Source organism: Streptomyces sp. NPDC000878 (genome assembly GCF_053599695.1).
This window is the reverse complement of the sequence record NZ_JBSFMT010000020.1, coordinates 12,624-35,997: the sequence shown is the minus strand read 5'-3', so window position 1 is coordinate 35,997 and position 23,374 is coordinate 12,624. Positions and strand designations below refer to the sequence as shown.

The 23,374-nt window shown below is 70.7% G+C and carries 20 protein-coding genes; 7 read left to right on the top strand and 13 right to left on the bottom strand.

Annotated elements, in window-relative coordinates:
• Positions 1–9: 9 nt before the first annotated feature.
• From ACWDR4_RS19720 to ACWDR4_RS19710, 3 genes are all read right to left on the bottom strand, one after another.
• Complete coding sequence (locus ACWDR4_RS19720; RefSeq protein ID WP_450410215.1) at positions 10–1,050, bottom strand: GNAT family N-acetyltransferase; 1,041 nt, start codon at positions 1,048–1,050, stop codon at positions 10–12.
• Between the two features lie 100 nt (positions 1,051–1,150).
• Entirely contained in the window at positions 1,151–1,588 is a 438-nt protein-coding gene (locus tag ACWDR4_RS19715; RefSeq protein ID WP_450410062.1) for a hypothetical protein, read from the bottom strand.
• Between the two features lie 218 nt (positions 1,589–1,806).
• Positions 1,807–3,018 carry a S8 family peptidase gene (locus tag ACWDR4_RS19710; RefSeq protein WP_450410061.1) on the bottom strand — a complete coding sequence of 404 codons (1,212 nt, stop codon included), beginning with the start codon at positions 3,016–3,018 and terminating at the stop codon, positions 1,807–1,809.
• Positions 3,019–3,328: 310 nt separating this feature from the next.
• Here ACWDR4_RS19710 and ACWDR4_RS19705 point away from each other — a divergent pair, with 310 nt between their 5' ends.
• On the top strand, positions 3,329–4,135 hold the full coding sequence (locus ACWDR4_RS19705) for an SGNH/GDSL hydrolase family protein (protein ID WP_450410060.1): 807 nt from the start codon (positions 3,329–3,331) through the stop codon (positions 4,133–4,135).
• Between the two features lie 31 nt (positions 4,136–4,166).
• Here ACWDR4_RS19705 and ACWDR4_RS19700 read toward each other — a convergent pair whose 3' ends face one another.
• From ACWDR4_RS19700 to ACWDR4_RS19685, 4 genes are all read right to left on the bottom strand, one after another.
• Positions 4,167–5,807: a serine/threonine-protein kinase gene (locus tag ACWDR4_RS19700; protein WP_450410059.1), complete on the bottom strand. Its 1,641-nt coding sequence runs from the start codon at positions 5,805–5,807 to the stop codon at positions 4,167–4,169.
• A gap of 106 nt (positions 5,808–5,913) precedes the next feature.
• Entirely contained in the window at positions 5,914–7,722 is a 1,809-nt protein-coding gene (locus tag ACWDR4_RS19695; RefSeq protein ID WP_450410057.1) for an urease accessory protein UreH domain-containing protein, read from the bottom strand.
• Positions 7,719–9,584, bottom strand: a complete 1,866-nt coding sequence (locus ACWDR4_RS19690) for a tetratricopeptide repeat protein (RefSeq protein WP_450410055.1) — start codon at positions 9,582–9,584, stop codon at positions 7,719–7,721. The genes ACWDR4_RS19695 and ACWDR4_RS19690 overlap by 4 nt, the downstream gene beginning before the upstream one ends.
• 129 nt (positions 9,585–9,713) lie before the next feature.
• Positions 9,714–11,252, bottom strand: coding sequence for a DUF4331 domain-containing protein (locus tag ACWDR4_RS19685; protein WP_450410053.1), 1,539 nt, complete (start codon positions 11,250–11,252; stop codon positions 9,714–9,716).
• 270 nt (positions 11,253–11,522) lie between these two features.
• Between ACWDR4_RS19685 and ACWDR4_RS19680 the strand changes: the two genes are divergently transcribed.
• The 3 genes from ACWDR4_RS19680 (at position 11,523) to ACWDR4_RS19670 (ending at position 13,307) form a co-directional block, all read left to right on the top strand.
• The gene (locus ACWDR4_RS19680; protein WP_450410051.1) at positions 11,523–12,065 is read left to right on the top strand and encodes a sigma-70 family RNA polymerase sigma factor; all 543 of its coding nucleotides are present in this window, start codon (positions 11,523–11,525) and stop codon (positions 12,063–12,065) included.
• Entirely contained in the window at positions 12,062–12,922 is an 861-nt protein-coding gene (locus ACWDR4_RS19675) for an anti-sigma factor (protein WP_450410049.1), read from the top strand. The genes ACWDR4_RS19680 and ACWDR4_RS19675 overlap by 4 nt, the downstream gene beginning before the upstream one ends.
• 115 nt (positions 12,923–13,037) lie before the next feature.
• Positions 13,038–13,307, top strand: coding sequence for a hypothetical protein (locus tag ACWDR4_RS19670; protein ID WP_389357649.1), 270 nt, complete (start codon positions 13,038–13,040; stop codon positions 13,305–13,307).
• A 96-nt stretch (positions 13,308–13,403) separates the two neighbouring features.
• Here the strand turns inward: ACWDR4_RS19670 and ACWDR4_RS19665 are convergent, their stop codons facing one another.
• A complete protein-coding gene (locus ACWDR4_RS19665) occupies positions 13,404–14,612 on the bottom strand; it encodes a CaiB/BaiF CoA transferase family protein (protein ID WP_450410048.1) in 1,209 nt (402 codons plus the stop codon).
• Positions 14,613–14,697: 85 nt separating this feature from the next.
• On the opposite strand from ACWDR4_RS19665, the gene ACWDR4_RS19660 reads away from it, so the two are divergent.
• Positions 14,698–16,464, top strand: coding sequence for an amidohydrolase (locus ACWDR4_RS19660; RefSeq protein WP_450410046.1), 1,767 nt, complete (start codon positions 14,698–14,700; stop codon positions 16,462–16,464).
• Positions 16,465–16,571: 107 nt separating this feature from the next.
• On the opposite strand, the gene ACWDR4_RS19655 is transcribed toward ACWDR4_RS19660, so the two are convergent.
• Both ACWDR4_RS19655 and ACWDR4_RS19650 read right to left on the bottom strand, forming a co-directional pair.
• A complete protein-coding gene (locus tag ACWDR4_RS19655) occupies positions 16,572–17,366 on the bottom strand; it encodes an ABC transporter permease (protein ID WP_450410044.1) in 795 nt (264 codons plus the stop codon).
• Positions 17,363–18,307, bottom strand: coding sequence for an ATP-binding cassette domain-containing protein (locus tag ACWDR4_RS19650; protein WP_450410042.1), 945 nt, complete (start codon positions 18,305–18,307; stop codon positions 17,363–17,365). The genes ACWDR4_RS19655 and ACWDR4_RS19650 overlap by 4 nt, the downstream gene beginning before the upstream one ends.
• Positions 18,308–18,371: 64 nt before the next feature.
• On the opposite strand from ACWDR4_RS19650, the gene ACWDR4_RS19645 reads away from it, so the two are divergent.
• Positions 18,372–19,085, top strand: coding sequence for a TetR/AcrR family transcriptional regulator C-terminal domain-containing protein (locus tag ACWDR4_RS19645; RefSeq protein WP_450410041.1), 714 nt, complete (start codon positions 18,372–18,374; stop codon positions 19,083–19,085).
• 79 nt (positions 19,086–19,164) lie between these two features.
• Here the strand turns inward: ACWDR4_RS19645 and ACWDR4_RS19640 are convergent, their stop codons facing one another.
• The 3 genes from ACWDR4_RS19640 to hmgA are packed head-to-tail and all read right to left on the bottom strand — an operon-like array spanning position 19,165 to position 22,473.
• Entirely contained in the window at positions 19,165–20,340 is a 1,176-nt protein-coding gene (locus tag ACWDR4_RS19640; protein ID WP_450410040.1) for a type ISP restriction/modification enzyme, read from the bottom strand.
• A gap of 39 nt (positions 20,341–20,379) precedes the next feature.
• On the bottom strand, positions 20,380–21,129 hold the full coding sequence (locus ACWDR4_RS19635) for a GntR family transcriptional regulator (RefSeq protein WP_450410038.1): 750 nt from the start codon (positions 21,127–21,129) through the stop codon (positions 20,380–20,382).
• Positions 21,130–21,156: 27 nt separating this feature from the next.
• On the bottom strand, positions 21,157–22,473 hold the full coding sequence (hmgA, locus tag ACWDR4_RS19630) for a homogentisate 1,2-dioxygenase (protein WP_450410213.1): 1,317 nt from the start codon (positions 22,471–22,473) through the stop codon (positions 21,157–21,159).
• 142 nt (positions 22,474–22,615) lie between these two features.
• Here hmgA and ACWDR4_RS19625 point away from each other — a divergent pair, with 142 nt between their 5' ends.
• Positions 22,616–23,233 (top strand): TetR family transcriptional regulator, encoded by a 618-nt coding sequence (locus tag ACWDR4_RS19625; RefSeq protein ID WP_450410211.1) that lies wholly within the window; start codon positions 22,616–22,618, stop codon positions 23,231–23,233.
• Positions 23,234–23,374 lie beyond the last annotated feature (141 nt).

Genomic DNA, 23,374 nt, shown 5'->3' with positions numbered 1-23,374 from the left:
GTTGGACAACTACTTTGATCGATTTCGTGAACGGAGCTGTCCCATCCGTTTCAGTGCCCTGTCGGCCGGCTCGAACAGCTCCGGCCGGGACAGCACCACGTTGCGCAGCGCCCGGACCGGTGCGCGCCGCGCCCGGTGCCCGACCGCCACCGGGTGACGACGTGTCACCCATCCCTCGGACACCATGAGTTCACGGGTCTTCAGGGAGTCCTTGTACTCCTTCTGCCCCCGGCCCAGATCCAGGTAGGCGATCCCGTCGGCGGCGGCCGACTCGGCCATCCGCAGATGCAGGACCAGCCCCGGCGAGTACTTCGCGTACTCCGGGTCGTACGCCGGGAACCAGCAGGCCAGCACGCGTTCCGTGCGCAGCCCGAAGTGGGCCGCGACCGGCTTCCCGTCGGCGTAGAGCACCGACAGGATGCCCGCGAACGGGTCGGAACGGGTGTGGAAGAGCTGGTGCACCAGCCCGGTGATCCAGGGGTGCGCGAACCGGTCGCTGCGGCCCGTCCTGCGGTACTGGGCGGACTTCCACGCCATCAGCCTGCGCAGCGCCTCGGGATCCCGCTCGTCGTGCACATAACGCACCTCGCCGGCGTCCCGGCCGAGCTTGCGCTCCTTGGCGAGCGTCGTGCGGGTGAACTTGGGCGAGCGCGCCCGGAGTCCGGCCAGATAGGCCTCGTACCCCTGGTCGACGTCCATCACCGGGGACGGGAAGGTGCCGGAGGCCCCGGCCTCGAACGGCGCCTGGCCCTCCACCAGGTGGTCGAACTCCCACACCGAGAGCCCGCAGGCCCGCAGCAGGTCCCGTGCGTCCCAGGTGAATCCGGGGCGGTGCACCAGCCCCTGGCTGTCGGAGACGCCGAGCCCGATCGCCCGGCCGACGCCGGCGGTGGATCTCTGGAACGGGAAGAAGGCGGCCGGCTCCCCGCCCTCGCGGAGCACCGCGATGCGTACGCCGCGTCTGCAGCGGCCGACCGCGAGCGTGAACTCCGGGGACAGGAAGGGGTTCGCCAGCTCGGGCGAGCCGTGCAGATGGGCCTTGGCCTGCATCGCGGTCCAGGCGGCCCGGTCGGCGGCGGTCAGCTCGCCGGGTCGGCACACGGTGAGGGTCACGTCGGAGGTCAGGTTTCGAGCCACGTCACCAGCCACGTCAGGAGGTCCGTCTTCTCGCCGTACGGCCGCGGTGCCGCCGTACCAGAACCAGCAGGAGGATGAGCGAGCTGATCACGGTCACGGCCACGACCCCGCCGCGGACCGACCATTGATGCGTCGCCAGCATGCCCTGGGCGACCAGGAGATCGAGCGCGACCGCCGCCGCCACCGACGTCACGGTCCGGCCGAACGGCTCCAGGCCGCGCAGCGCCGCGCCCACGGCGACCGCCGGTGCGGCGAGGAGGAAGAACAGCGTGAACGGACCGCGCAGCGGTGAGGCGGTGTCGGTCAGCGCGAGGCCCGCGCCGACGGCCGCGACGGCCACGGCGATACCCGCGAGCAGCGGGAACAGGTCCTTGCCCAGCCCCTGCGGTGGCGGCTCACCGTCCTCCGGTCCGCTGCTGGATAGAGGTGGCTTGATACGTATGGTCTGCATTGGCGACTTTGCCCCCCGACGCGCCGGATGCCGGGCTTCAATGTCGCGCAGCGCGACGGCCGAGTCAAGATGCGCAACCCGTACGACACGTTGCCCGAAGGCGTGCGCGATGTTCCCCGGAGGGGAACGAAAGGGTGAACGGACAAGTTCCCCGGAGGCGCCGGCTGCCTCCGGGGAACTGTCGTTCAGATCATGCGAGTTGCCACTGAGGTGCGGTGTTACGAGACGAGCTTCAGCAGACGGTTCGGCGAGCCGGTGCCGGCGCTGGTGACCACGCCGGTGGTGGCGCCGCCCGTCAGCGCCGTGGCGACCTGGGCCGGGGTGGCCGAGGTGTGGCCCGCGAGGTAGACGGCGACCGCGCCCGCGACGTGCGGGGTGGCCATCGACGTACCCGAGAGCGTGGCCGTGGCCGTGTCGCTGGTGTTGTAGCCCGCGACGATCGAGGAGCCGGGGGCGAAGATGTCCAGGGTCGAGCCGAAGTTCGAGTAGCTCGCCTTGGCGTCCGTGCTGGTGGTGGCGCCGACCGTGATGGCCGCCGCGACCCGCGCGGGGGAGTACGAGGAGGCGTTGGCGCTGCTGTTGCCGGCCGCGACCGCGTAGGTGACGCCGCTGGCTATGGAGTTGGCGACAGCCGTGTCCAGGGCGGTGGAGGCGGAGCCGCCGAGCGACATGTTGGCGACGGAGGGGCCGCTGTGGTTCGCGGTCACCCAGTCGATGCCCGCGACGACGCCGGCCGTGGTGCCGGAACCGGCGTTGTTGAGCACGCGGACCGCCACGATGTTCGCCGCCTTGGCGACACCGTAGGTCGAGCCCGCGATGGTGGTGGCCACGTGTGTGCCGTGGCCGTTGCCGTCCTGCGCGACGGTGTCGCCGTCCACGGCGTCGTAGCCGTTGGTGGCCCGGCCGCTGATCTGCGTGTGCGTGATGCGTACGCCGGTGTCGATGACGTACGCCGTCACGCCCGCGCCGGCCGTGTCCGGGTAGGTGTAGGTGCCGGACAGCGGCAGGGCCGCCTGGTCGATGCGGTCCAGGCCCCAGGGGGCGCTGGTCTGCGTGGCGTCCAGGTGCACCGTCTGGTTCTGCTCGACCGAGGCCACCGACGGGTCGGCGGCGAGTCTGCGGGCCTCGGTGGCCGAGAGGGTCGCCGAGTAGCCGTTCAGCGCGGTGCTGAACGTCTTCTTCACCGTGCCGCCGTATTCGCTGATCAGACTCTTGCCGGCGCTCGACGCGGCCTTGAGGCCGGTCGTCTTCTTGAGCGTGACGATGTAGCTGTCCTTGACGGCCGTGGGGGAGCCGGCGGCCAGCACTTTGCCCTCGGCGGGTGCCGGGGCGGCCTGGGCGGGGAGCGCGGTGAATCCGCCGACGAGAGCGGCGGCGGCCACGACGGTGGTCGCGGCGGTCCTGAGCTTCTTGCTACGCAGCTGTGCCATTACGAGGGAGTCCTCCTCTAAGGCAGCACGCGCCTGGATGCGGGCGCGTCTGTGGGGGGTGCGCGCGAGTGCGGGCACAGCCCGGAGCGTCGCGTTCCGCCCGGGCCGAAGTAAAGACTCGGTCATGGGCGGGAGTTGCTCAAGAGGTCTGGCGGCTTGTCACATGCATGTCATGAGCACGCAATCCAACGAAACGTGAACGGGGGTGATCCGCTCCGCTAAGCGGGGGAAAGTATTGGCATGGACACTTCCGTTCAACACGCGTAGTTGGTACGAACGTTGTGGCAGAGATCCTGCTAAGGGAGGTTCCATGAGACGTTCCCGAATTACGGCATACGTGACCTCGCTCCTCCTCGCCGCCGGCGTCGCCCTCACCGGGGCCGCGTCGGCGCAGGCGTCCCAACTCGCCGCCGCCACCGGCTATGTGGCCCTCGGAGACTCCTACTCCTCGGGTGTCGGAGCCGGCAGCTACATCAGCTCCAGCGGCGACTGCAAGCGCAGCACGAAGGCGTACCCGTACCTCTGGGCCGCCGCCCACGCCCCCTCCAGCTTCAACTTCACGGCCTGTTCGGGCGCCCGAACGGGTGATGTTCTGGCGAGTCAGCTCACCCCGCTCAGCTCCTCCACCGGCCTCGTCTCGATCAGCGTCGGCGGCAACGACGCGGGCTTCGCCGACGTCATGACGACCTGTGTGCTCCAGTCCGACAGCTCCTGCATCGCCCGCATCAACACCGCGAAGGCCTACGTCGACTCGACCCTCCCGGGTCAGCTCGACAACGTGTACAACGCCATCAGCTCCCGGGCGCCCGCCGCCCACGTCGTCGTCCTGGGCTACCCCCGCTTCTACAAGCTCGGCCAGGTCTGCCTCGGCCTCTCCGAGGCCAAGCGGTCCGCGATCAACGGCGCCTCCGACCATCTGAACAGCGCGCTCGCCAAACGGGCCGCCGACCACGGCTTCACCTTCGGTGACGTCAAGACGCCCTTCACCGGTCACGAGCTCTGCTCCGGCAGCTCATGGCTGCACAGCCTCAACCTGCTCAACATCGGCGAGTCGTACCACCCGAAGGCCGCCGGCCAGTCGGGCGGCTATCTGCCGGCGTTCACCGGCGCCGCCTGACCGACCGAGCCCGACCGACGCCCGCTCAGGGTCAACCGGTGGGAGTGGAGACCCCGTCCGTCGGGGTCTCCGTCTCGCAGGTCACCGTGAACGGCACGGTGTTGGACTTCACGCTCACCGGGTCGCGGACCTCCACCCCGATCGCGTTCTGGATCGTCCCGCTCTCGTCGTACGTCGTCACGAAGACCTTGTTCTGCTTCGTCTTCCCGCCCCCTTCCGGGAACGACAACGTTCGCCAGCCCTGCTCCGGAGCCTCGCCCGTCTCCGTCACCCAGCGGTAGGAGACCTCCGTGGGCACGCTCCCCACGGTGAAGGTCGCCGTGAACCCGGGTGCCCCGGACTGGGGCGGCGGACAGGTCCCCGAGTACTCGGTGTCCGAACCGACGACATCGACCTCCACGGTCTGCGCCGGCTTCGAGGTCGTACCGCCGTCGTCGCCGCTCGGCGATTCGCTCGTCTCCTCGTCGCCGGAGTCACTGGGGCTGCTCTTCGGCGAACTCGCCCCGCCCGTACCGCCGTTGCTCTGCTGTGTACTGCTCCCGGCCCCGGCATCGCTGTCGTCCCCGCCGCCGTCGTTGCCGTTCAGCAGCGCGTACGTCAGTCCGGCCACCGCCAGCGCGACGGCGGCGAGGCCCGCGACCAGGACGACGAGCGCGCGTCGGTTGCGGTTCGGTTCGGCCGTACGGGTGGGATACGTGTCCGGGGGCGGGGGAACGTGCTGGGTCGCCGCCGTGGGCACGGGAGTCGGCTGCGGAGGCGTGGGAGGCGGAGTCGGCGGCTGCTGCGGGAAGCCCGCGATCGTCGGCGTGTACGGAGGCCCCTGGACGGCGTCTGTGCGCAGGGTGCCGCCCGCCCCGATGATCCGCAGATCCTGCTCGGCCTGCTCGGCGGTCAGACGTTCGGCCGGATCCTTGCGCAGCAGCCCCTCGATGACGGGCGTCAGCGGCCCCGCCCGCAGCGGCGGCGGCAACTCCTCGTCCACGATGGCGCGCAGGGTGCTGAGCGGGGTGTTCTGCCGGAACGGGGAGTTGCCCTCGACCGCCGCGTACAGCAGCACGCCCAGCGACCACAGGTCGGACTCGGGGCCCGGGGTGCGCCCCAACGCCCGCTCGGGCGCGAGGAATTCGGGCGAACCGATGACCTCGCCGGTCATGGTGAGGGCCGAGCTGCCCTCGACGGTCGCGATCCCGAAGTCGGTGAGCACGACCCGGCCGTCGTTGGACAGCAGGACGTTGCCCGGCTTCACGTCCCGGTGCAGCACCCCGGCCTCGTGCGCGGCCCGCAGCGCGGCGAGCACCTCGGCGCCGATGTGCGCGGTCCGCTGCGGGGACAGCGGCCCCTCGGCGTCCAGCTGGTCGGCGAGCGAGACCCCGCGGATCAGCTCCATGACGATCCAGGGCCGGCCGTCGTCGGTCGCCACGTCGTACACCGTCACGACGTTGCGGTTCGAGACACGGGCGGCGGCCCAGGCCTCGCGCTCCAGCCGGGCGTACATCCGTTCGATATCGCCGGTCGGCAGCCCGTGGGGCGCGCGCACCTCCTTGACGGCGACCTCGCGGTGCAGCACCTCGTCACGGGCCCGCCACACCGTGCCCATACCGCCCTCGCCGAGCGGCGAGAGCAGCCGGTAGCGTCCCGCGATCACACGTTCACTGCCCGGTTCTACGGACACGGACGTCCCCCCATCGCAGCCGCGCGTTCACTGGATTCGATCTCACCGCACGTCTATACCGCACGCCGGTTTTCCGCACACCGCCTGATTTCTTCCCAAAAGTAGCTCAGCCGATCGCGGCTGCCGCCCCCTTGAGCACCAATCCGGCCCCGAGTGCGACAACGAGGAACGCGGATGCCAGCGGCGCGGTACGCCGAAGCAGCGCGACCACCGGACCACCGGCCAGCCCCGGACGCCGGTCCAGCAGCCGGTTCGCGCCACTCCCCAGCTTCACGACGAGGAACCCGGCCCCCGTGAGGGTGAGCGCGAGCCCTACGCCGTACGCCAGCACGAGCAGGAACCCGAACCACGCCTTCCCGAGCGCGGCGGCACCCACCAGGACGACCACGGCGGACGGACTCGGCACCAGCCCACCGGCGAACCCGAGCAGGATCGTGCCGCGCACGGTGGGCGCGACGGCGTGCGTGTGGGTGAAGCCGCCGTGAGTGTGTTCGAGGGTGGTGGTGGCGTGCTTGTGCTCGTGCTTGGGGTCGTCGTGCGTGTGGGGGTGCTCATGGTCGTGATCGTGGTGATGGTCGTGGGGGTGATCGTGGTCGTGCACGTGTGCGGGAGCGGCGGCGTGGGCGTGGGCGCGTACGGGAGCGGTGTCCGTGTCCGTGTCCGTGTCCGTGTGCGGGTGGGCGTGCGCCGCGTGGGCGAGGACCAGTTCGCGCGCCGGCGCCTTGTCGGCGACGTGGGTGTGGCTGTGGGGCTGCTCGTGGTCGTGCCCGTGGTCGTGCGAGTGGTCGTGATCATGATCGTGGGAGTGGTCGTGCGGGTGGGGATGAGGGTGCGGATGGGCCTGGGTCTGGTGGTGCGCGCGCTCGTGGACGCGGTGGCGCCAGGCCCGGCGTACGAGGGTCAGGCCCGCGCCCGTCACCAGGACACCGCTCGCCACGCCCAGCCAGGCGATCACCGAGGGCGCCGCCGCCGAACCTGCCGTCACCAGCAGGCCCAGGGCGGTCACCCCCAGCGTGTGGGTGACCGTCACAGAGGCAGCCAGCGGCATGACGTCGCGCAGCCGGGCCCGGCCGCCCCGGGCGGCTGCCGTGGCCGCCATCAGGGTCTTGCCGTGGCCCGGGGCGAGCGCGTGCATGGCGCCGAGGAAGACCGCGATGACCAGGGCCAGCGCGGCGAAGCCGACCGTGAGGTCGTGCCGGGCCACGAGGTTGTCCAGCGCACGGGTCCAGCGGTCGGCGCCGCGCGGCAGCACGGAGGAGGCCGGGGCGTCCTGCTCGCCGCTCTCGGCGAGGGCCGGGCCGCCCGGGCCCACCTGGAGGGCGGCGGTCGCGGTGTCGGCCGGTGAGGAGAGCAACTCCTGCGGATAGCTGGTCAGTTCACCGGAGATCGACTTCTCCGGTACGTCGGACTCGGCGAGCGTCATCCGGTCGCCGCGCGCGGTGATCTCCCGCCAGCCGGGCCCCGACTCGGTGCCCGCGCTGTGGAAACCGAGGGAGACGGTGTCCCCTTCGGCGACCTCGGGCAGGGAAGCCGTGAGGTCGCACTCGACCCGCAGGGTGTCGAGGCCGGCCTGACCGGGCCGCGTGCTCGCCTTGGCGCTGCCGACGGAGAGCGTGACGGCCTGCCCGGCGACCGTCACCTTGCTGCCCTGTGCGGCGGTCGCGCACCGCTGCCCCGCCCAATCCGTCAGCCCCAGCTTCTCGATGTCGGGCTTGGCCTGGGTCGCCGGGATCTCCGCGAGGTCCTCGACATGGGCGACGAGGAGCTGTCCCGGTGCGACGACGAGACCGTCGTACCGGTTGACGGTGAAGTTGCCGAGGGGATGAGCGCTCGCGGCACCCGCGGGAACGACCACGAGCGCGCAGGCGCCCGCGAACACGGCGGCGCCTGCGGCGGCCACACGACGGGGCATCACTTCGCCGCCTCCAGGGACTTGAGAGCCGTACGGGCCTTCTGGGCGCCCAACGGGGAGAAACCGGGGTTGAGTTCGAGGGCGGCGGAGAGCGAGGCGCGGGCTTCCTTAGCGTTGCCCGTGGCCTGCTCGATCATGCCGCGGTGGTAGAGGAAGGAGGCGTTGCGATAGCCGGTCGCGGTGGCGCGGCGGGCGTACGGGAGCGCTTCCTCGTCCTGGCCGTTGACGTGCAGCGCCCACGCGAGGGCGTCGGCCGTGTGCACGGTCTCGCGGCGGTCCCACTCGGCGCGGGCCGCGCGCAGCGCCGACTTTTTGTCGCCGTGGTCGGCGGCGGCGAGCGCCGTGTCCAGGTCGGCGTTGACGCCGTTGGCGCGGGCGATCGCCGTCCAGGCGTTGACGAGCGCGTACTGGTCGCCGGCCTTCGCCAAGTCGCCGTCGCCGCCCCGGACTTCGTACAGCTCGCCGAGTTCGACGAGCGGGCCGGGCAGCGGATAGCGGGAGACGAGTTCCTCCATGCCCTTGACGGCCCCGGCCAGGTCGCCGTCCGCGAACTGCGCGCGGGACCGGCCTTCGAGCGCCGGAAGGTAGGCGTCGTCGGCGGCGAGGGCACGGGCGTAGTACTCCAGGGCGGACTTGTACTCGCCCTGGTTCCAGGCGAGTTGCCCGAGCGCGGTGGCCACGTAGGCGATGTCCCCGCGAGAGGTGGCGGAGCCGAGCGCCCGCTCCAGCACGCCCCGCGCGGTGCTGACATCGCCGCGCAGCTCACGCACGTACGCGTACCGGGTGAAGACAGGCACCCCGGGCCGCTTGTCGTCGGCCTCGTCGGCGGCTTTCGACGCCTCGTCGTAGCGCCCGAGTTCGACCAGAGCGTCGATACGGGTGGACAGGGCGCGCTCGCTGTAGGGGTTCTGCTTGAGAGCCTGGTCCGCGTACTTCAGCGCACCGGGAAAGTCATGGCGGGCGGCGGCGAGGGCAGCGCGCCCGGCGAGCGCGGAGTCGTTGTCGGGCCGAAGCTCAAGGGACCGCGCCAGCGCCTGCTGGGCCTGCGGATACCGGGAAGGGTCACCCTTGGTCCGGGCCTGCTCGACATAGGCGAGCCCGAGAGTGGCCCAACTACCGAAGTCCTTGGGCTGCGACCGGAGATGGGCCTGAATCGACGCGATGCTCGCGTCGAGATCCCCACTGGCGAGCAGCGCGGGAGACATCGCGGCGGGCGCGGACGAAACGTTGGCGGTCGCGCCCCCGTCCCGAACGGCCCCGAGCACCACGGCCCCCGCAGTGAACGCCACCGCCAAGGCAGCGGCACACGCCCCGAGTTGCAACGCCCGCCACCGCCGCGACGACTCCCCGAGCCGCCGAACGGCGGCGACACGCTCGTCGGAGCCGGGCGAGGGGGCGTCGGGGGCGGACTGGTCGGGGGAGTCCTCACCGCTCGCGCCCTCGGCCGAGGCCACGGAGCTGGGGGCCGAGGGCGCCGCATCGATTGCCGGTACCTCCCGGTCCTGCGAAGCGGCTTCGGCCGCCGGGGCCTCCGGACCGGCGCCGGTCGCGACGAGGTCTCCGGGCCCCTGCCGGGAGTCGCCCTGCTCGGGGGCCGGCACGGCACGCAGCGCACGCGTACGGCCGACGCCTGCCTCGACGGTGGCCGGGGCAGGCGTGTCTGTGGGGGTGTCGGACGGTCCGGCCGCGTCCGTCCCGGTCGGGACGGACAGGGTCGGGTCGGTGTGTCCGTCGGTGCCCCCGGCACCCTCCGCTGCCCCCGCCGGGTCGGTCGGGTGGGGGCCGAACTCACGGGCCGGGCGGGTGAGCTGTGGCTGGGAGGCCTGCTCGTCGTCCGGTGCGTTGTCGTTCGTACGCGGGGGCATGCCCTCTCCTCAGGTCGTTCAGGCGGTTCATCGGCGGATCAACCGCTTTGGTGCCGTGCGGCGCGGCCCGCGCCGTGGGGGATGGATACGGGCCGCGCCAGTTGGGGGGTGGGGGCGGGAACGGGGCGGTCAGTACGCCCGGTTGCCCATGTTCCGGCGCCACCAGACCACGCCGGCCGTGATCAGCAGGAACCCGGCCGCACCGGCCGCCGCCGAACCGGCGATCAGCATGGTGTCGGTGCCACCGGAGGTGCCCGCCGGCTGCAGCGCGTCGCCGAGCTGGCTGCGGACGTCGTTCGTGCCCGTGGTGCCCTTGGCCAGCGGGCCGCGCGAACCCTCGGTCGGCAGAGCGACGTACGGGAAGTAGCTCTCGAACTTCTTGTCGTTCTTGTCGACCGCGTCGCCCAGGTCGTTCTTCGCGCCGAGCAGTTCACCCTCGACGACCTGGAGCGAGGCGTCGATCACGTCGTCCGTCAGACGGCGGCCGTTCGGGAAGCCCGCGTTGTCACCGTCGAGGACACCGAGCCGCTTGGGGCTCTTGGCCGGGGCGATCGAGGTGTTGAGACGAAGTTCCTCGGCCGGAGTCACGTGCGGCGGCTGGTTGAGGCCCTCGACACCCTTGAGGAACACGTCCACCAGGTCGTTGCGCGGCTCGTCGGGCGCCGGGATCTTGTAGATCGCCTCGATGAGCTTCGGCAGCTCGGGTTCGGTGACGTTCTTCAGGAACTGGGCGTCGTCCCACGGCGAGGACGCGTTGAACTTGTCCTTGTCCTTGATCGGGTTGACGACCTCGTTCACCAGCGGCATACCGAGCCGCGAGACCTGCTTGTACTGACCCTTGGCGTTCTCGCGCTGGGTCGTCGACCAGATACCGACGATCGGCTGCTTCTCCGACTCCACGATCATGTGCGTCGGCACCTGGAGCGCGATGGAGTTGACGTTGTAGCCCTTGAGCGTGTCGTTGCCGACCTCGGAGAGGTTCCCGCCGTACAGCAGGTCGAAGACGCGCAGGTCCAGGAAGAACGGGTCGTCGGCCTGGCCGGCGAACGTCGTCGAACCGTTCGTCAGCTTGTGGATGGCCTGGTCCCGCAGCTTCTTGTAGTCCGGCATCGACGCCTTGCCCACGTTGGACGGGGCGACCGGCACGTCGTCGGCGATCTTCGTCTTCGACTCGACGTACTGGTTCTTGAGCTTGATCATCTCGATGTCGTACGTCTGCGTGATGTTGAGGTCCTTGTCGTCAAGGCTCTCCACCGCGCCGGTGTTGTACAGGAACGTCTTCTTGTTCTTGACGTGCGTCTTGAAGGTGTACCGGAACAGGATCTCGCCCTGCGCGTCACCGTTGTTGTCGATGTGGATGTCGTACTGGGCGTCCTCGGCGAACTGGTAGAAGTTCGGTCCGCCGGCCGGCTCCTCGAACGGGATCCAGTTCGCGACGATCGTCGTCGTGTCGGGCTTGTCCGGGCTCACGAACGCGTACACGTCCGTGTTGTCGTACTGGGGCGTCCCCGAGATGAGCGGTGCCTCGCGGTGGCTGGAGGCGGAAGCCGCCCCGGGGATGAGCGCGGTGACGCCGGCGGCTGCGAGCCCCCCGGCGGCCAGCGCACCGCAAATGAGGGTCGCGATGCTCCTGCGCCGCGCGCCGCTCTTGGAGTTGGTTGTCGTCATGCCGTCCGTCCTCACCGTGTCAACTTGCCTGACGACGGGGATTCGGAGCCCTCCAGGATGCGGATTGGTCGAACCTGAAAACTTTCTTGAAGAACTTCCCGAGGATGTTTGGAGGACGTCCCCAGGATGTTCGAAGGCCACCGACCCGCACTTCGAGGGCAGTTGATCCGTACCCATCCGGAAGGGCGTCGGCTTCGAATGCCTAAGGTGACGGTGACAAGCGTGATGGAGCGGGGAGGGGCCGTGTGCGGCCATAGAGAGGGGACGCGGGTGGGAGCGGACGAGCTTCTGGTACTCGTGGCCGGGGGCGACCAGAAGGCTTTCGAAGAGCTGTACGGGATCGTGTCAGGGCCGGTGTTCGGATTGGTCAGGCGCGTGGTGCGGGACCCGGCACAGTCGGAGGAGGTGTCCCAGGAGGTCCTGCTCGAACTCTGGCGCTCCGCCGCCCGGTTCGACCCCCGGAAGGGCAGCGCCCTGTCCTGGATACTCACGCTCGCGCACCGCCGGGCCGTCGACCGGGTGCGCAGCGCCCGCGCGGCCGGTGAGCGCGAGCAGCGTGATGCCCAGCGTTCCCACCGTCCCGCCTTCGACCACGTGGCCGAGGAGGTGGAGGCCGGCATGGAGCGCGAATGGGTGCGCCGTTGCCTGGACCGGCTGACCACCCTGCAACGCCAGTCGGTCACCCTCGCCTACTACGAGGGCTACACGTACCGTGAAGTGGCGGAGCGGCTCTCGCTCCCACTGGGCACGGTGAAGACAAGGATGCGCGACGGACTGACCCGGCTGCGCGAATGCCTGGGAGGTGTCGCATGAGCGTGCTCGGCAGACTGTTCCGCCGCGAGGATCTCCACTCCCTCGCAGCCCCCTACGCCCTCGACGCCCTGGAGGGCGACGAGCGGCGCCGCTTCGAGAAACACCTCGACCGCTGCGACGCCTGCACCGCCGAGGTGCGCCTGCTGTCCGAGGACGCGGTCAAGCTGGCCTGGTCCACGGCCGCGCCGCCCCCGTTCGCCATGCGCGACCGGGTCCTGTCCGCCGTACGCGCGACTCCGCAGGAGAACCCGGGGTACTCGCCGGGCCACTCCCCGGCGTACGCCCCCGGCCGCCCCGCCGAAGCGCCCCGCCGCAAGAGCCATCAGCTGCCGGCGCACGTATGGGGCACCGAACCGCCGCCCGCCCGCCGTGCGCCCCGCATGCGCCCCGTGTTCGCCCCGTTCGCCACCGTCACGGCGGCAGCGGCCCTCGTCGTCGCCGCGCTGTTCGCCGTCCAGAACACGCAGACCCAGGACAAGCTGGACACCGCGCAGGCCCAGGCACGTGAGATTGCCGACGTTCTGTCGGCTCCCGACGCGCGGGCGACCTCCGGACGGGACGCGCAGGGGCAGGGAATCACGGCCATCGCCTCCGCTTCCGAGGGGCGCGCGGTGGTGACCCTCAGTGGGTACGGGGAGCTGCCGAGCGACAGCGTGCGCCAACTGTGGCTCATGCGCCCTGATGTGCAACCGCGCTCCCTGGGACTCTTCAAGGGCGACACGCCCTTGGTCGCGACCGGTCTCGACGAGACGGCCACATCACTCGCTGTGACCGTCGAACCAGACGGGGGCTCAGAGCAGCCCACCAGCGCACCAGTTGTCCAACTCGCCCTGGAATCGGTTGGATTCGGAGAGTAATCGTCAACACCCTTGTGGGGAAGGTGAATCCTGTGACCGCGATACACGCATGCCCCGAGGGAGCGATAGGGTTAACCTGCCCGGGCCGGGTGGACTCGTACGGGTGGGGAGTGACATGGAACAGATAACGATGCACAGCAGGGCACGCGTCCCTGCGATCACGTGCGGGAGCAGTGCGACCAAGGCGCGCCTCGACCGCCATCTCTCGGTGCTGTCGGGACCCGCCGTCCCTCAGCGCGAGACGGCGGAGGCGACCTCACTGATGCGCGAACTCACCTCACGGGACACCGTGAAGCAGCGCAGCGACCTCGGCACACGGGTCAGCAGGCTCTCGCTCTTCGCCCCGCTGCGCCGCCTGAGCCGCACCCTGTTCGGCGGGCGCTGACCGGACCGGACCGGCCACCGGCGTCCCCACGCCGGCCATGGCACGGTCGACCGCTCATCGTCCACCGTCCACCGTCCGGTTGTTCCATGCCCGCGCTCAGGCGGCCACACCGTCCCGGCGCAGTGCTGCGATCTCCTCGCCCGTCATCCCCACGGCACGCAGCAGCGCCTCGGTGTGCTCCCCGAGCGCGGGCACATCACCCATCCGCGCCTCGTCCCCGCCCGGCAGGGTGATCGGGGGCAGCAGCGCGCGCAACGGCCCCACGGGCGAACCCACTTCCCGCCACCGGTCCCGGGCCGCGAACTGCGGATGCTCCGCCACTTCCCGTACGTCCCTCAGCCGCGCGCACGCGATCCCGGCACCCTCCAGCCGCGCGACGGCGTCATCGACCTCCAGCGAGCCCAGGGCTGCGGCGACATGTGAATCGGTCCGCTCCCGGTTCCGAACCCGCGCCGCATTCGTCGCGAACTCCGGATCGACCCCCAACTCCGGTCGTCCGATGACCTGTTCGGCGAGCCGCCGCCACTCACGGTCGTTCTGCACGGACAGCAGCACCCGCCCGCCGTCCCTCGTGCCGTAGGCGTCGTACGGGGCGATGACGGCGTGCGCGAGGCCAGTGCGCGCCGGGGGCGTGCCGTCGTGCATCGCGTGGTGCAGGGGGTGCCCCATCCACTCGGCGAGCGCGTCCAGCATCGACACCTCGACAGGCCCGCCCCGCCCGGTGGTGCCCCGTCGCACCAGGGCCGCCAGCACCCCCGAGAACGCGTACATCCCGGCCGCGATGTCCGCCACCGGGATCCCCGCCTTCACCGGCTGCTCCGGCGTCCCGGTGACCGACACCAGCCCCGCCTCGCACTGCACGAGCATGTCGTACGCCCGCTTGCCGGCGTACGGTCCCGACGGGCCGTACCCCGAGATGTCCACGGCGATCAGTCGCGGGTGGGCGGCGCAGAGCGTGGCCGCGTCCAGTCCGAGCCGGGCGGCGGCGCCCTGGGCGAGGTTCTGCACGAAGACGTCGGCGCCGGCGACGAGCCGCCGTACGACGTCCAGGCCCCGAGGGTCCTTGACGTCGAGGGCGAGGGACTCCTTCCCCCGGTTGCACCACACGAAGTGGGAGGCGAGGCCGTGGGCGGCGGTGTCGTAGCCGCGCGCGAAGTCGCCGCCGTCGACGCGCTCGATCTTGATGACGCGGGCGCCGAGGTCGGCGAGCTGGCGGGTGGCGAAGGGGGCGGCTACGGCTTGTTCGAGGGCGATGACGGTGATGCCCTCCAGGGGCAGCGGCAGTGGCTCCATGCGAGCGATCATGTCCCGTACGTAACACCTTTGTCATGCACGGATGTTGACGGGGCAATGTTGTGGGGCCAGGGTGCTGATCGTTTGTATGTTCCGCATGGCTGATACACCGATCTTCACTCCGGAGGTACGCGTGTGTGACCTGCACGATCAGCACGAACACGAGACGACGAGCCCGAACGGCCAGACGCTGAGCCGCCGCCGCATCATGCAACTGCTCGGCGCGGCGGGCGTCACGACGGCGGTGATGACCGCCGAGGCGGACCCCGCGATGGCCGCCGCCTCGTCCGACGTCACCGAGGGCCCGTACGAAGCCCCCGAGGGCCTCGCCCAGGACAGTCCCGCCAAGACGTCCGCCCTCGACTGGATCACCTCCCGCGCCGGCTCTATCACCGGCCTCAACTCCGAGATCTGGGAGAACGCCGAACTCAGCCTGCGTGAGTGGAAGTCCTCGCTCGCCGAGGCCGGCTTCCTCGAAAAGGCCGGATTCCACGTGGAGTTCGGCACGGCAGGCTTCCCGACCGCCTTCACCGCGACCTTCTCGTACGGCACCGGCGGCCCGGTCCTCGGCTTCAGCGGCGAGTACGACGCGCTGCCCGGCCTCTCCCAGAACAAGGGCGTCGGCCACCACGACCCGCGCGAGTACGTCCACGACCCCTTCGCGCCCAGCTACGGCCCCGGCCACGGCTGTGGCCACAGCGCCCTCGGCGCGGCGGCAGCGGCAGCCGCGGCGGCGGTCGCGCAGGCCGCGAAGAAGCACAAGCTGCCCGTCACCGTGAAGTTCTTCGGCTCGACCGCCGAGGAGACCCTGATCGGCAAGACGTACGCGGTCAGCAAGGGCGTGTACGAGGGCCTCGACGCGTTCCTCGACTGGCACCCCTCGACCTCGAACGCCACCGGCTGGGGGACCACGACGGCGATGACAGCCGTCACCTTCACTTTCCTCGGCGTCGCGGGCCACGGCGGCACCCCGCTCGGCAACAAGAGCGCACTGGACGCGGCCGTGATGATGGCAACGATGTCGGAGTTCCTCCGAGAGGAGAACCTGGCCCCCAGCGGACGCCTGCACTGGGTGATCAACAACGGGGGTGACATCCCGAACGTCACCCCGGAGATAGCCGAGATCTCGTACTACGTCCGTGAGGGCAGCCCCGCGCGGGTCCAGGTGCTCCTCGACAAGGTGATCGCCGTCTCGGAGGCGGCGGCGAAGGCCTCGCAGACGTCGGTCCAGCACCGGATCACCTCCGCCTGCTGGAACCAGCTCCCCTCCAAGTCCTTCGCCGAGCTGCTGCACGCCAACATGAAGCAGATCGGGCCGCCCGAATTCACCGACGAGGCCCACGACCTGGCCAAGCAGCTCCAGGAGTCCCTCGGCCTCCCGCAGAAGGGCATGCACGCCGAGATCGCCGAACTCACCGCGCCCAACCCGGTGTTCATGGGCGGCGGTTCCACGGACGTGGCCGACATCAGCTGGAACGTGCCGACCGTCTCGATGGGCGCCGCCCTCGCCCCGATCGGCACCAAGATGCACACCTGGTCCACGGCGTCCTGCGCGGCCGCCGCACCCGGCCGGGCGGCGGTGGTCGCCGCCGCGAAGTACCTGGCGGCGACCGCGGTCGACCTCATCACCCGGCCCGAGCAACTCAAGGCCGTCAAGGACGAGTTCAAGGAGCGCACGAAGGACGTCGACTGGAAGACGTCCCTGCCGGACGGCTACGAGCCGCCCATGTACGAGCCACCGGAGTGGTTCCTGCGGAAGACCGGCCAGAAGTGGCCCCCGAAGAACATCACCTGGCCCCCGAAACGGGTGGTCTCCCAGGAGAAGTTCTCGTCCTTGGGCCCGGACTTGCCCGCGCAGAAGTAGGGCTTCACGGGATTATCGCCCTGTACGGGGGCGCTCCTTCAGGGGCGCGGGGAACTGCGCGACCAGCCACATCCGACCGGCACCCGTCTCACAACACCAGCAGACCCTCAACGCTCGCCGTCCGCGTACCTGCGGACGGCGAGCGGCAGAAACACGGCAACGAGCACCGCACACCAGGCCAACGCCCCCGCAACAGGATGCGTCACAGGCCAGGCCCCCGAGGCCGGCACAGACGCGTTCCCGAACAGGTACCGCATCGCGGTGGTCACCGCGCTGATGGGGTTCCACTCGGCGAGAGTCCGAAGCCACCCCGGCAGACCGTCCGTCGGGATGTACGCGTTGGACAGCAGCGGCAGAACGAACGTCGCACCCCCGAGCTGACCGGCCGCCTCCTCGCTCTTCGAGGCGAGCCCGAGCAGGATCCCGATCCACGTCATCGCGAACCGGAAGAGCAGCAACAGCCCCACCGCGCCCACTGCCTGGAGCGTGGACCCCTCGATCCGCCAGCCCACCGCCAGCCCGACCAGCAGCACCGGCACGGTCCCGGCGGCCGTGACGACCAGGTCCGCGAGGGCCTGCCCCAGCGGTACGGCCGCCCGGCTGATGGGCAGCGTACGGAGGCGGTCCGTCACGCCCCGGTGGGTGTCCTGAGCCGCCTGGAACATCCCTGTCATGAGCCCGTTGGCGGCGGTCGCGACGAGCAACCCCGGTACGAGGAAGGCGCGGTACTCCTCGCCGGGCATCGCGAGGGCGCTGCCGAAGACATAGCCGAAGAACAGCAGCATCGTGATCGGCATGGACTGGGTGAGGATCAGCAGCCCGGGGTTGTGCCGGATCCGCCGCAACTGGCGGCCCAGCATGGCCGTACCGTCGTACGCCAGGTCGTACCCCACCGTGCTCATACGGCAAGCTCCTTACGCTCCGTCAGCCGGAGAAAGACATCGTCGAGGGTCGGCGGACGCAGGCTCGCGTCGAGCAACGCCACGCCCGCCGCGTCCAGTTCACGAACCAGACGCGGGAGCGTGACCGTCGGGTCCGTGGTGACCGCGCCGACGGTGAGCCGGTCGCGGTCCAACACCGGTTCGGAACCGGTGAGTTGGTCGAGGACCCCGGCCGCACCGAGCAGCGCGTCGGCATCGGCGACCACGACCTCGGCGTACGACCCGATGAGCGCCTTGAGTTGGGCGGGCGTTCCGGACTGCGCGACCCGGCCGTGCTCCACGAGGGCGATCTCGTCGGCGAGTCGGTCGGCCTCCTCCAGGTACTGGGTGGTGAGGAGGACGGTCGTACCCTCGTCCCTCAGCCCCCGTACCGCCGCCCAGATCTGGTTACGGGCCGCCGGGTCGAGCCCCGTCGTCGGTTCGTCCAGGAACAGCACCTCGGGCCGCTCGACCAGGCTCGCCGCGAGGTCGAGGCGGCGGCGCATCCCGCCCGAGTAGGTGGACGCGGGCCGGTCTGCGGCTTCCGCCAGCCCGAAGCGGTCGAGCAGCTCGTCCGCGCGCTCCGCGGGCCCCCTGACCCGGTGCAGCCGGGCGAACAGCCGCAGGTTCTCGCGGCCGGTCAGGTCCCCGTCGACCGACGCGTACTGCCCGGTGACGCCGATCCGGCGCCGTACGGCAGCCGCGTCCCGTACGAGGTCGTGCCCCGCGACTCGCGCCGACCCCGCGTCGGGCCGCAGCAGTGTGGTGAGCAGCCGTACGACCGTGGTCTTGCCCGCGCCGTTCGGCCCCAGCAGCCCGCACACGGAGCCCTTGGCCACGGCCAGGTCCAGCCCGCGTACGGCATGGACCTTCCCGAAGGACTTCTCCAGCCCTTCACTAAGTACAGCGTACGTAGTAGTCATGAGGTGACCATAGCGCACTACGTACGCCGTACGTAACTACGATGGGTGGTCGAGGTGATGATCAATGGCCGGCCGAGCCGCCGTACCCGAAGTGATCTGGGCGCGTCCCGAACGTGCGGGCCGTGGCCCCAAGGCCGCGTACAGCCGCGCCGACATCGCGGCCGCCGCGGTGCGGATCGCGGACGCGGAGGGGCTCGACGCGGCCTCGATGCGGCGCGTCGCGGCCGAACTGGGCTGCGGCACGATGTCGCTCTACAACTACGTCCCCCGCAAGGAGGACCTGTACGAGCTGATGGTTGACGCGATCAGCGGCGAGCACGAGTTGTGGGAGCCGTCGGGGGACTGGCGTGCGGACATGGTGCGGGTCGCGCACCAGACGCGTGCGCTGATGCTTCGGCATCCTTGGCTGCCGCGTCTGATGTCCCCGGTGTACGGCTTCAGTCCGAACGCCCTGCGCTATCTCGAACACTGCCTGACCTGCCTCGACCCGTTCGAGGGGACCTACGGGACGAAGTTCGAGCTGATCGCGATGCTCAACGGCATGGTGACGACGTATGTCGGCAACGAGTTGGCGACGGCTGAGCGGGTGCGGTCGTTGCCGTGGTCGGAGGAGCAGGAGAACGCGATGCGGATCGCGTATCTCGGGGGGCAGGTGGCCGGCGGGGCGTATCCGAGGTTGGCTGCGGCGTTCATGGAGGACTCGGGGCCGATCGACCTGGAGGCTGTGTTCGATCGGATGGTTCTGCGGGTGCTGGACGGGTTTTCGCCGCGGGGGTGAGTCGTTCGTTGCCGGGTGCGGGTCCGTTGTGGTTGCTCGCGCAGTTCCCCGCGCCCCTAAAGGCCTGAAGGCGGGTTGGTCAGATGAGCGTGAACTGGCCTTCTGGGCCCTCTTCGTGGTGGTCCAGAACCGATGCCGGTCGGCGCGCCCTGTCAGGTACCGGGAGGACGCCCGCCGCTCGCAGCTCAGTGACCGTGATCGGGTCCGTGGCCGTCAACTCCTCCCGCTGTGGGCGCAGTTCCGCCAGTAGGGCCAGTACCGTGATCAGCTCCAGGAGCTCGGAGGTCCAGGTCTGCGGCCAGGTCGCCGGGCGGATCGCCTCCAGGGTCCCCGGCTCGACCGCGCCTCCCATCCGCACCGCGAGCCACTCCTCCAGCACCCGCACTCCGCCCACCTCGAAGTCCCACGCCTCCGGCGGTACCGGGGAGATCCGGCCGTCGTCGACCTGGAGGGTCTCCTCGTCGCGGTCGTAGTGGACGGCGACCGGGCGGGAGGGCAACGGGGCGCGTACGTAAGGGCGTCGGCCGCCGGGGAGTTTGGGGCGGTCGCCGTTCCGGCGCATCAGCCACAGCATCCGGTGGCCCAACTCGACGCCCCGGGACCAGAGGTCGGGGTCGGTGGTGAGGGGGACGGAGAGGCCCGGGCGTACGGCGACCAGAGTCCAGGCGAGGACGTCGAGCGGGTCGGTGCGGTGGCCGAGGCGGCCGGTGAGGTGGGCCAACAGGCCCGGGGCCAGGTTGGGTTCGGTGCCGCCGGGGCGTCGGTACAGCGGGCGGATCCGGCCCGGGCGGATCAGCGACAGCAGAGGCGAGGCGAGGAGGAGCGGTCCGGCGGAGTCCGGGGGAGAGGTCGCCGTCTCGACTACGAACACCTGGCGTTCGTCCGCCACCCGCCACAGCTCCGGGCGCGCCGCGTCGATCAGCCGGTGGTCCGGGATCAGCCACTGCTCGTCGAAGGGGGCCCGGAGGACCCGTACGGGCTCCGCGCAGGGGCCGGTTGCGCGGGCGAGCTTCTCCGTGCCGCTCTGCCGGCCCGGCAACTGTCCGACCGCCGAGTGGGGGGTGCGTGAGCGTGTCGGTTCGAACAGGGTCTCGCGGTCCGGGCCTTCGGCCTTCAGCAGGGCGTCCCAGCGTGCTTTCAGGGATGCCGTGTCGGGGGCCGTCGGCCACCCCCGGCCCAGCCGTGGCGGTGCGACGGACCACGGCATGAGGTCCGCGAGCAGCGGAGCATCGTCGTCGTACGGCACGCTGGGCATCGTACGACGACACCCGCCGTCCCCTCCGCCGGACAGGTATTAGGTCGCGTCCAGGGTCACCGTGAAGGAGAAGCGGTCGCCCCGGTAGTGGATGACGGCCACGTCCAGGACCCGGCCGCCCTCGTCGTACGCGACGCCCGTGTAGTGCAGGATCGGGCTGAGGAGGGGGACGCGGAGGAGGCGGGCCGTCTCCGGGTCCGCCAGGCGGGCCTGGACGGTGTCCGTGATGCGGGCGATGTCCGCGCCCACGGCGTCCCGCAGCACCTTGGTCATCGGCCAGCGGAGCAGATCGTCGCGGTCGATGCGCTCGGCGAGTTCCGGACGGACGTAGTTGCGGGCGTGGTTGGTCGGTTCGCCGGTCTCCTCGTCGCCGCGCAGCCGGTGGTACGTGGCCACCTCCACCAAGTCCGGGAAGTACTCGGCGAGTTCGGCGGGCACGGGCGCGCTGCCGTGGCCGAGGAGTTCGGTCGTCATGCCGGACTGCTGGGCGACGATCGCGTCGACCGAGCCCAGGAGCCGTACGGGAGCGCCTCGTCGGGCGTCCGGCTCGATGAACGTGCCGCGCCTGCGGTGCCGGCTGATCAGCCCCTCGTCCTCCAGCTCCTTCAGCGCCTGCCGCATGGTCAGCACGCTCACGCCGTAGTGGCCCGCCAACTGCTCCTCGGTGGGCAGGCGCAGCGGGTCCCGCGCCGAGCGGCCGAGGATCGAGGCGCGCAGGGACTGCGAAACCTGGTACCAGAGCGGCAGTTTGCGGTTCAGGACGATCGAGTCCGGCGCGAAGGAGGTCACGGAGGTATCCGTACCGGTCGTCAACGCTCAGTGCAACGGGCGGAAGTGACGCTGGAGGCCCGACCACACGTCGTCGTACCCGGGTTGGAGATGTTCCGCCTGCGCCGCCTGTGCCGTCAGGGTCACCGGCCAGCGTGTCTCGAACATGAACGCCAGCCCGTCGTCGATCCGTTGTGGCCGCAGCTCGGCCGCGCTCGCCCGGTCGAAGGTCTCCCGGTCGGGCCCGTGCGCGGACATCATGTTGTGCAGCGAGCCGCCCCCGGGCACGAAGCCTTCCGCTTTCGCGTCGTACGCGCCCTCGATCAGCCCCATGTACTCGCTCATCACGTTCCGGTGGAAGTACGGCGGCCGGAAGGTGTCCTCGCCCACCAGCCAGCGCGGCGCGAACACGACGAAGTCGACGCCCGCGAGGCCCGGAGTGTCCGACGGCGACGTCAGCACCGTGAAGATCGACGGGTCCGGATGGTCGTACGAGATCGTGCCGAGGACGTTGAAGCGGCGCAGGTCGTAGGCGTACGGGACATGGTTGCCGTGCCAGGCGACGACGTCGAGCGGGGAGTGGTCGTATACCGCCGTCCAGAGGTTGCCGCAGAACTTGTTGACGACCTCCACCGGACCCTCGACGTCCTCGTACGCGGCCACCGGCGCCCTGAAGTCCCGTGCGTTCGCCAGTCCGTTGGCGCCGATCGGCCCCAGGTCGGGGAGCTGGAAGGCGGCTCCGTAGTTCTCGCACACGTAACCGCGGGCGGCGGCATCCAGCAGTTCCACCCGGAAGCGCACCCCGCGCGGGATCAGCGCGACATGACCCGGTTCGACGTACAGCAGCCCGAACTCGGTGCGCAGCAGCAGTCCGCCGGACTCCGGGACGATCAGCAGCTCCCCGTCGGCGTCGCTGAACACCCGCTCCATCGACGAGTCGGCGTGGTAGAGGTGCACGGCCATGCCGGTGCGCTGCGTGGCGTCGCCGTTGCCGCCGAGGGTCCACAGGCCCGCCAGAAAGTCCGTGCCGGGCGGGGGTTCGGGCAGCGGGTTCCAGCGCAGCCGGTTGGGATCGGGCACGGATTCCGTGAAGGGGGCCGCGCGGAGCGGGCCGTTGTCGGTGGGGGCGAACGGGGGGTGCGCCGCCGAAGGGCGGATGCGGTACAGCCAGGAGCGGCGGTTGTGGGCGCGGGGCTCGGTGAACGCCGTACCGCTGAGCTGCTCGGCGTAGAGGCCGAGGGGGGCGCGCTGCGGCGAGTTGCGGCCCTCGGGCAGGGCGCCGGGGACGGCCTCCGAGCTGTGCTCGTTGCCGAAGCCGGTGAGGTGGGCCAGCCCTTCGGCGGCCTTCCGCGCGTCCCCGGCGATGTCCTCGCTCACGTCCCCGCTCATGGGTGCTCCCTCGCTCCCTCGCCCTCATTCCTATGCTTCACCGTAGGATTCGATGTTCACGGGCGCAAGAGGGGGAAAGCGAGGGGCACGGTTCACCGGGCCGCCGGGGAACGGCATGATGAAGGGCGTGCCCCCAGCTACCTCGCTACGTCGTGCGCCCGTACAGCGGCGCAGTGCCGAACGGCTGACCCGAATCCTCGACGCCTGCGCCGACCTCCTCGACGAGGTCGGCTACGACGCCCTGAGCACCCGGGCGGTGGCGATCCGCGCCGGCGTCCCCATAGGCTCCGTCTACCGCTTCTTCGGCAACAAGCGCGCCATGGCGGACGCGCTGGCCCAGCGGAACCTGGAGCACTTCATCGCGCGTGTCACCGAGCGGCTGCGGGAGATGAGCGGGGGTGGCTGGCGCGAGGCCATGGACGCCGTGCTCGACGAGTACCTCACCATGAAACGGACCGCGCCCGGTTTCTCGCTCGTCGACTTCGGCAACCAGATCCCGGTCGGCAAACGCGACGCCGAACCCAACCACCGCGTCGCCGACACCCTCACCACCCTCCTCTCCGACGTCATCGGCCGCGCCCCGGACGACGACCTCCGCCGTACGTTCCTGGTCGCCGTGGAGACCGCCGACACCCTGGTCCACCTGGCCTTCCGGGTCGCTCCGGAGGGGGACGAGCGGATCATCGGGGAGATGCGGGAGCTGCTGCGGGCGTATCTGGCGCGGGTGCTGGACTGACGCGGACGCACGGACGCACGGGCAATAGGTGTCGCGCGGGCGGCCTCAGATGTCGGGCGAGCGGGCGACAGGCGTCAGGCGGTCGGGCTCGCGGGTTTCCGACCTCACCCCGTCGAAGGCCTCCCCGCCATCCGTACCGGT